This window comes from Dietzia aerolata, assembly GCF_014144865.1.
Lineage (GTDB): Bacteria > Actinomycetota > Actinomycetes > Mycobacteriales > Mycobacteriaceae > Dietzia > Dietzia aerolata.
This window is the reverse complement of record NZ_JAALDM010000322.1, coordinates 2,407-8,910: the sequence shown is the minus strand read 5'-3', so window position 1 is coordinate 8,910 and position 6,504 is coordinate 2,407. Positions and strand designations below refer to the sequence as shown.

Below are 6,504 nucleotides of genomic sequence, written 5' to 3'. Positions count from 1 at the left end.
CGCGAGGCCGACGGCGACCCATTCGCCCACGCCGAGGTGCTCGCCCTGCGCGAGGCCGCCCGCGCACTGGGCGACGGCTGGCGGCTCGAGGACTGCACGCTCGTGGTGACCCTCGAGCCGTGCACGATGTGCGCCGGCGCAGCCGTGGCGGCGCGGGTCGGGACGATCATCTTCGGTGCCTGGGAACCACGCACCGGGGCGTGCGGATCGCTGTGGGACGTGGTCCGTGACCGTCGGCTCGTGCACCGGCCCGAAGTTCGGGGTGGGGTTCTCGAGGACGACTGCGCCGAGATTCTCGAGGACTTTTTCCGTGCCCGACGGTGAACGAATGCCGCGCCCGATGGTGATCGGGTGGCGTGTTCGACGGTGATGTGATCGTGACCGCAAGCGGTGGGAACGTTCACCCGGCTTCAGTATCGTCGGTGGCGACAGGCGCCGGGCACCGGCGCCGCAATTCGTGAGGAGCGCCGCATGGGAGTTGCAGACAAGTTCTCGAACAAGGCCGAGGAGCTGGGCGGTCGCGCCAAGGAGGCAGCCGGAGCCGCTTCCGGTGACGCCGACCTCAAGGCCGAGGGCCAGGCAGACCAGGGCTCCGCGGGTCTCAAGCAGGGCGCCGAGAAGCTCAAGGACAAGGCCAACGAGGCCGCCAGCAAGATCACCGGCAACAACTGACCCCACCGCGACGCCCATCGCGATGCCAATCGCGACGGTGTGCCCGCAAGGGTGGTCCTTGATGAGTCGCTGAACGCCAGGTAACGGGCCGCTGGCCGCCCGATTTTTATGCGGGGGCCCGTTTCTAGTAACGTACTTCGCGGTGGCGTGTCCGAGCGGCCGAAGGTGAAGCACTCGAAATGCTTTGTTGGGTAACCCCCAACCGTGGGTTCAAATCCCACCGCCACCGCCAAGGGCCGAGCCCCGGATCTCGATCAGAGATCCGGGGCTCGAGTCATTTCGCCGGGTCGGGTGATCGGATCCTCGAAGTCCGGCAACGACGCCACCGCGTACAGGGTCGTGAGTGCTGAGTCGATGATCGCCGGCTGGGGCTGGCCCGACTCCTCGCTCAGCAGCGCGAGCTCCTCGATCCCGGCCAACCAGGCGCGCGTAAGGACCAGCGTCAACGGCGCCGGATCATCCACACCGATGCTGGACAGGATGCGCAGGCTGATCGTCCGGTGCATGTGGTCGACGACCTTCTCCAGCGCCGGATCCACCGACCGTCCGGAGCGGAGGACGGCCACGTAGTTGTCGCGGCGACGCTGGATGAACCTCACGAGCGCGGTGACGATCGCGCGCGTGCCACTCGCCGCCCCCGCAGCCGCGCCCGCGCCGGCCCCAGTGCCCGTGCCCGAGGTCGCGCCCGCGGGAACCTCCGTCAGCGACAGCACGTGATCAGCGGCGGACTGGACGACCGCCGTCAGATAATCCAGCTTGGTGGGGAAGTAGTGGAACATCAGACTGCGCGACACACCGGCTCGCTCCGCGACGTCATCGAGGGACAGTGCGTGGAACGGCGTCGTCTCCAGCAGCCGGACACCGAGCCCGACCAGCTGGGATCGCCTCTCCTGCCGGGAAAGCCTCCGGCCCGCTGGCTCGGTCATGGAAAACCTTGTCGTTGATGAAGTCGTTGTCGTCGTCGTGGTCGTTCTTGTCGTCGTTGTAAAAGGGGCAGCAACCCGGACCGCAGCGGTGGACACGGTTTCGATCCCGGCCACGGCGGCGGCGAGGGTGTCGGTCCCGGCCCCCACCCTCCACTGCGCGGGGGTCGACCGCCACCGCTCATCCTAGGTGGGGCGAACACCGAGGGCCGCGCCTGGCGCGGGCGCGCGACGTGCCACGATGGACGCATGTCGGACCACGCGCCCCCCTCCACCCGCCCCACCACCTTCGACGTGGGGGAGCGGATGGTCCTCGACGGCACCTCCGGCGGTCGCACGGGCGTCATCCACACTCCGCACGGTGACATCGCGACGCCGGCGTTCATCCCCGTCGGCACCAAGGCCACCGTCAAGACGCTGACGCCCGACCAGGTCCGCTCGACCGGGGCGCAGGCGGTGTTGGCCAACGCCTACCACCTCTACCTACAACCCGGGCACGGCGTGCTCGACGACGCCGGCGGGCTGGGCGAGTTCATGCGCTGGCCCGGGCCCACCTACACCGACTCCGGCGGGTTCCAGGTGATGAGCCTCGGGGTGGGGTTCAAGAAGGTCATCGAGATGTCGGCGGGTGCGGCGGCCAAGCCGGATGACTCGGCGACGAACAAGAACCAGGGGCGCCTGGCGAAGGTCGACGAGGACGGCGTCACCTTCACTTCGCACCTCGACGGCTCGCGGCACCGGTTCACGCCCGAGGTGTCGATGCAGATCCAGCATGGGCTCGGCGCGGACATCATTTTTGCGTTTGACGAGCTCACGACGCTGATGAACACGCGTACGTATCAGGAGAGATCGGTCGAGCGGACCCGGCGCTGGGCGCAGCGGTGCCTCGACGAGCACGAGCGGCTCTCGCTGGAGCGGACGCATCGGCCCGGGCAGTCGCTGTGGGGCGTCGTGCAGGGTGCGCAGTTCGAGGACCTGCGGCGACAGGCCGTGCGCGGGCTCGTGGAGATGAGCGACCGCGCCGAAGCCGAGGGGAGGCGCGGGTTCGGCGGCTACGGGATCGGCGGCGCGCTGGAGAAGGAGAACCTCGGCACGATCGTCGGCTGGTGCACCGAGGAACTGCCCGAGGACCGGCCGCGGCATCTGCTGGGGATCAGCGAACCCGACGACATCTTTACAGCCGTAGAGAACGGTGCCGATACGTTTGACTGCGTGGCCCCCACCCGGCTCGCGCGGCACGGCGGCATCTACACCCTCGACGGTCGCGTCAACATGACCCGCGCGCAGTTCCGGCACGACCACTCACCGCTCGACCCGAACGGGTTCTCCGAGGTGTCGCTAGAGTACTCGCGTGCCTACATCCACCACCTGTTCAAGGCCAAGGAGTTCCTCGGGCAGACCCTGCTGACCTTGCACAACCTGGCGTTTGTCGTGCGGCTCGTCGACGACGTGCGGGCCGCGATGGCCGCCGGGCCGGACGCGTATCTGGCGTACAAGACCGAGTTCATGGGGCGGTACTACGCGGGGAAGAAGTAGGGCGGACCCGACTGCGCCGCGCCCTTGATGCAGTGACCGCCTCTGGTGAAAGACTGAGCGCATGACGGATCGTTTGCGACCTGAAACGTGGTGGCATCAGCGCAATAACGAACTCCGTACCACGTCGTGGGCCGACGATTCGTCCCTGTTGACGGTGCAGGCGTGTGAACTCCTGGATGAGGTTGAAGCCGCGTTCGCGGTTACCGGCGTGCAGACGCCACCGTGGCCGGGACGGCCAATTGACCAGTCTCCGGCTAAAAAGGAGTACAGCCGCTGCCTCGACCCGGGCAAGTTCGCCATCATCCAGTCGCGGATTGACGCCTGGGTGGCGGTGCTCGTCGAGCGGGGGTGGGCGCGGCGTGAGACGAACCGGACGACTGAGTGGCGCGGCAGCTACGAGCAATCGCTGACCACCGTGGTCCTCTGGCCGACTGTTGACAGGAGCGCTGACGGTGCGGTGCCGCTGTCTTTCCTCGTGTACGAATCGACGGATCCCACAGCGACGCTGAACGTTGAGATCGCCGCAGGCGAGGAGACGTTCGTGCTCGCGGAACTTCCTGGCTGCGGGTGCGATGCCTGCGATTCGGGTTCCGCCTGGCTGCTCGAGGAGTTGGACCAGTGGACGCTGTCGGTTGTCGATGGTTCGCTCATCGTCGACCCCAGAGCTGACTGGCACGTCCAGTCCTCGTTCGGCGGCCACGGCTCCGGCAGGTCGTCAGTCGGTGATTCACGTTCGGGTGCGGAGTTCACCGCTGCACCGTGGGCGGCGGACTGGGAACCGCTTCGCATCCCGAATCGGGACAGTGCTCTCTTCCCGCCGAGCACAGAACGCGGACCTTGGGCCGCCGTGGGAGAGCGGCTCCACAATCTGATCCGTCGACTACGCGGTCAACCACGGTCGAGCCACGGGTGGACGATTTACGAGCCCGGGCGTCGTCAGAGGCGAAGGCGATGGTAAGGATTCAGCTCTCGAAGTAGAGCGGATAGTGCAGCTCGCAGCCCGGGTTGAAGCCGGCGCCGCAGCCGGGGCAGGCGTCGGTGGCCTGGTAGTCGGTGATCGAGAGCGTGGTCTTGCAGGCGCCGCACAGGATCGCGTGGGTGTCGAACTCGGCCCGCGGCCACACCGACAGCGAATGGTCTGCGGTGTCGGCGTGGCAGCGGAAGCACGGGTAGAACTCTCCGCAGCAATGGAAGCGGATCGCGATGACATCCGTCGGGCCCGCGTAGTGGACGCAGCGGGTCTGGTCGTCGACCACCGGGCCCAGGACCCGAGCGGAGGACCCGTTGACGGAGCCGTCGCTGGGGCTGCTGCTGGGGCCGCCGCTGGAATCGTCAGGCGAGGTCATGCCCCGAGTCTGCCAGCGCGGCCCCGGCCGGTGAGGTGGCGTAAGTCAGCGCGCGGCTTCTACCAGCGCTGCCTGGTAGGTGGGTTCGCGCTTCTTGATGAGGCCGATCACCAGGTACGTGACCGGCATGAAAGCCGCCTCGACCAGCGTCTTCCATACGAAGCCGATCACCACGTAATTCCAGTAGTCGCCCGAGCCGAGCACCATGCCCAGGGCCGGAGCGGCGATCGTGCAGAAGATGATCGTGTCCACGAGCTGGCCCACGATCGTCGAGCTGAGCAGCCGGACCCACAGGCTCTTCTCGCCTGAGCGACGCTTCATCCACACCAGGACGTACGAGTTGAGGAGCTCGCCCACCACGTAGCCGGCCAAGCCGGCGATGAAGAACTGCGGGACCACGCCGGCGACAGCCTCGAACGCGTCCTGGTTCTCGTAGAACGGAGCCGCCGGAAGCTGCACGGTGATGGTGAACGTCAGCGCGGCCAGCGCAAGGACAGCGAAGCCCGAGATCACGACGCGGCGCATCGCCTTGAAGCCGTACACCTCACTGATCACATCGCCGAGCACGTAGGCCAGCGGGAAGAGCAGGAAGGCGCCGTCGGTGACGAATCCGTCGAGTGAGAGGAACCCGAGCTCGAAGCCCAGGTCGGGAAAGAGGAGGACGCCCTTCGTGCCGGCGACGTTGCTGATGAGCATTACGCCGACGAACAGGGCGATCAGGTAGCCGTAGTACGGGCTCGCGACCGCGGCGAACACGGCCCGGCCTCGGGATTCGGCGGTAGGGGCGGCCGCCGGGCTGGCGTCGGTGGAGTTGGGGGTCTGGGTGCTGGACGCCGGCTCGGGAGTGTTCCCGTCCGGCCGCCCAGTCCCGCGGGATCCTGGATTCTGATGCGATGAAGTGGTCACGGGCGTCGATTATTCGTGCCGACGCCGGTGGGAGCCTAATTCTCGGCGCATTCAGCTTCTCAGCGCGACGCATCTGCACACTGCCGCGGGTCCGGTCGCAGTTGCACGACATGCCTCCTCGGTCGCAAGACATGAGGTGCGATTCAGGGCCTTAGATTCGCACCCCGTGTCAGGCAACCGGGCTTCGATGTCGTGCAACCGGGTGGGCGGGGATCGGCCTGCGGGTCAGTCGAACACCCAGGGACCGGAGCGCAGACTCTCGGGAGTGACTACTCCGCGCAGTGACTCGATAGAGTCCGCGCCGTCCGGTCCGCCGAGTGAGGCCACGATCCGGGCGACGGCCGACCTCGTCGTCGTCCCCTCCTCGGCGAGATCCGCGAGGGTGACGGCGCCGTCCCGCTTGGCGAGCCGCTCCCCGGCCGCGTTCACCGCGAGCGGCACGTGCGCGTACTCGGGCCGCGCGACGCCCAGCAGATCGGCGAGGTAGGCCTGGCGCGGCGTGGAGGACAGGAGGTCCTCGCCGCGGACGACCTGGTCGACACCCTGCGCGGCATCGTCGACGACGACGGCGAGGTTGTACGCCCACACGCCGTCGCCCCGGCGCAGGACCACGTCATCGACGACCCCTGTGCAGTCGCCGTGGACCTGGTCGGTGATCGTCAGCTCGGTGACCTCGGCCCGGAGCCGAAGCGCGGGGGTTCGGCCATTCCCGAGGGCGGCGCGGCGCTGCTCGCGTATCGATTCGGGCAGGTCGCGGCAGGTTCCCGGGTACGAGCCCGGCGGGGAGTGCGGGGCGCGCGGGGCCTCGGCGATCTCGCGGCGGGAACAGTAGCACTCGTAGACCAGCCCGCGCTGGGTGAGCTGCGCGGTGGCGGCGGCGTAGGCATCGAAGCGCTGAGACTGCCACAAGATGTCGCCGTCCCAGTCGATGCCGATCGCGGCCAGGTCGGCGAGCTGGCGCTGCGCGACGCCGGGGCGGGCGCGGGCGGTGTCGAGGTCGTCGACGCGCATCCGGAACTGCCGACCTGAGTCGCGCGCGAGCAGCCACGCGATGACCGCCGTGCGCAGGTTGCCCAAATGCAGGTCGCCCGACGGGCTGGGGGCGTAGCGGCCGGCGCCGG

General features: G+C 68.2%; 8 protein-coding genes and 1 tRNA gene. 5 read left to right on the top strand and 4 right to left on the bottom strand.

Going from position 1 to position 6,504, the window contains the following annotated elements; translation table 11 throughout:
- The 3 genes from G6016_RS16060 to G6016_RS16050 form a co-directional block, all read left to right on the top strand.
- Positions 1 to 324, top strand: a 324-nt coding sequence (locus tag G6016_RS16060) for a nucleoside deaminase (protein WP_182633602.1), incomplete at its 5' end; no start/stop codon positions are given.
- A 147-nt stretch (positions 325 to 471) separates the two neighbouring features.
- Complete coding sequence (locus G6016_RS16055) at positions 472 to 672, top strand: CsbD family protein (protein WP_182633601.1); 201 nt, start codon at positions 472 to 474, stop codon at positions 670 to 672.
- Positions 673 to 813: 141 nt separating this feature from the next.
- Positions 814 to 904: transfer RNA gene (locus G6016_RS16050), tRNA-Ser, on the top strand.
- Between the two features lie 22 nt (positions 905 to 926).
- Here G6016_RS16050 and G6016_RS16045 read toward each other — a convergent pair.
- Positions 927 to 1,598, bottom strand: a complete 672-nt coding sequence (locus G6016_RS16045; RefSeq protein WP_182633600.1) for a TetR/AcrR family transcriptional regulator — start codon at positions 1,596 to 1,598, stop codon at positions 927 to 929.
- Positions 1,599 to 1,844: 246 nt separating this feature from the next.
- On the opposite strand from G6016_RS16045, the gene tgt reads away from it, so the two are divergent.
- Entirely contained in the window at positions 1,845 to 3,131 is a 1,287-nt protein-coding gene (gene tgt / locus G6016_RS16040) for a tRNA guanosine(34) transglycosylase Tgt (RefSeq protein ID WP_182633599.1), read from the top strand.
- Positions 3,132 to 3,192: 61 nt separating this feature from the next.
- A complete protein-coding gene (locus G6016_RS16035; RefSeq protein WP_182633598.1) occupies positions 3,193 to 4,089 on the top strand; it encodes a DUF6226 family protein in 897 nt (298 codons plus the stop codon).
- A gap of 4 nt (positions 4,090 to 4,093) precedes the next feature.
- Here the strand turns inward: G6016_RS16035 and G6016_RS16030 are convergent, their stop codons facing one another.
- The 3 genes from G6016_RS16030 to gluQRS form a co-directional block, all read right to left on the bottom strand.
- Positions 4,094 to 4,477: a CHY zinc finger protein gene (locus G6016_RS16030; RefSeq protein ID WP_182633597.1), complete on the bottom strand. Its 384-nt coding sequence runs from the start codon at positions 4,475 to 4,477 to the stop codon at positions 4,094 to 4,096.
- A gap of 45 nt (positions 4,478 to 4,522) precedes the next feature.
- Positions 4,523 to 5,383 carry a queuosine precursor transporter gene (locus G6016_RS16025; protein ID WP_182633596.1) on the bottom strand — a complete coding sequence of 287 codons (861 nt, stop codon included), beginning with the start codon at positions 5,381 to 5,383 and terminating at the stop codon, positions 4,523 to 4,525.
- Positions 5,384 to 5,608: 225 nt separating this feature from the next.
- Positions 5,609 to 6,504: tRNA glutamyl-Q(34) synthetase GluQRS (gluQRS, locus tag G6016_RS16020; RefSeq protein WP_182633595.1), on the bottom strand; the 896-nt coding region annotated here is incomplete at its 5' end.